This is a genomic window from Oleiphilus sp. HI0061 (assembly GCF_001635675.1).
On the sequence record NZ_LWFE01001705.1, the window covers coordinates 1 to 1,417 of the forward strand.

Below are 1,417 nucleotides of genomic sequence, written 5' to 3' on the forward strand. Positions count from 1 at the left end.
AATAGGAGTGAAAAGGGGGAATGCGAAAAAGCATTCCCCCTTTTTTATTTCCACCGGGAACCACAATATGTGGTGATCAAATCTTGAATAATCCCCCAGAATGGCGATAATGGCCGCCTCTTGAATATAAATATTAGATGCACAGTAAGAAACTTTCCTTGCTTTGAATAGCGCAGATGCGCAGCGTGATCCTTCCTTCAGCTATGAGCCAGAATTCATCCCGATTTATGCCCGGTAGTTCGCGTTTGGTGCGTTCTCTATCAGAGATGCTGCAAGTCGAGCCACAGACTCATCCAGAAAATTTTAGCGAGCGCTTATCGCAAAAAATAGACTTCTCGGGCTCGGTAAAATTAAGTGATGCGCAAGGCATGATCAGAATGATTGATCGTCGAGTCGACGCCGGTTTACTGTCGAACGATTCGGACGAATTGGCTGGTCAGGAAGCTTTAGAAAAAAGCCAGCAGGCCTTTGTCAGGGTAAGAAAAGCCATTAGCCAATCTATTGAGTCAGGCTTTGACCCAGATAAAAGTGTCGGCAGAATAAAGCTGCCTGAATGGGATGAAGCGTTTATTAGCGCTATGCGAGAAGGGCAAGTCGATGACAAGTTGCTAGCCAAAGCTGCTGAACCCTTCAGTAAGTTTTATCGTGCTCAGCAGTCTGATATGTCGGCTAAAGTGCAGGGCTTGAGAGTTTATATTAGTGAGGTGTTAGAGAAGCATTCACCAGAGCTTGCGAAGTTAGTGGTGCTCGATAAAGCTCTCGACGAAGCGTTAAGCGTCGCTGCTCGTAAACAGTTTTTATGCGTACCGACGCTACTCGCCACTTACTTTCGCGAGAGCTTTGAAAGGCCTGCCGGTAAAAATGCCGACCTGTTTGAAACGTGTGCCTTGGATGAGAATATTAAGGCCTTTCTAGCAGCTTTAAAGCGCTTGCTGATGGCAGAGCTGGAAGCGCGCTTGCAGCTCGTGCTGGGCTTGATAGAAGCATTAAATGAAACGGTGCAATCGGCAAACTGAGTGCATCGCTATGGACACAATTATGAAATTAGAGGTTACTAGTTGCTTATGAATAAGCTTCTTTTTGGGCTGGCATTTTTATTAGGCGCATTGGCTATCATCGGTATGAGCTGGGTATTCTTGGGTAGTGATACCTTGGCCTTGCTGATTACTGTCGTTATTGGTGTGGTGTTTAGTATTGGCACCCTTGAGCTCTTACGATTTCAGAAGGCGACACAAACACTGTCAGTCGCGCTAAAAGATATTCCAAAATTTGCCGTACAAGCCGAGTCGGATAACGAAAACCAGTTTGACAAATGGCTACTGTCGCTTCACGCCTCGCTGCGTAATGCTGTTCAGCTTAGAATAGAAGGTGAGCGCATTGGTCTACCCGCGCCTGTCGTGACGCCCTACTTAGTCGG

The 1,417-nt window shown here is 46.5% G+C and carries 1 protein-coding gene and 1 pseudogene; both read left to right on the top strand.

Annotated elements, in window-relative coordinates:
- The first annotated feature begins 176 nt into the window (after window positions 1–176).
- Window positions 177–1,016, top strand: a complete 840-nt coding sequence (locus tag A3735_RS26275; RefSeq protein ID WP_082880507.1) for a DUF3348 family protein — start codon at window positions 177–179, stop codon at window positions 1,014–1,016.
- A gap of 48 nt (window positions 1,017–1,064) precedes the next feature.
- Window positions 1,065–1,417: pseudogene (locus A3735_RS26280) on the top strand (DUF802 domain-containing protein); the annotation flags it as partial.

Excerpts from the sequence above, each read along its gene's own strand:
- A3735_RS26275 (WP_082880507.1), top strand. The coding sequence starts at position 177 with ATGCGCAGCGTGATCCTTCCTTCAGCTATGAGCCAGAATTCATCCCGA.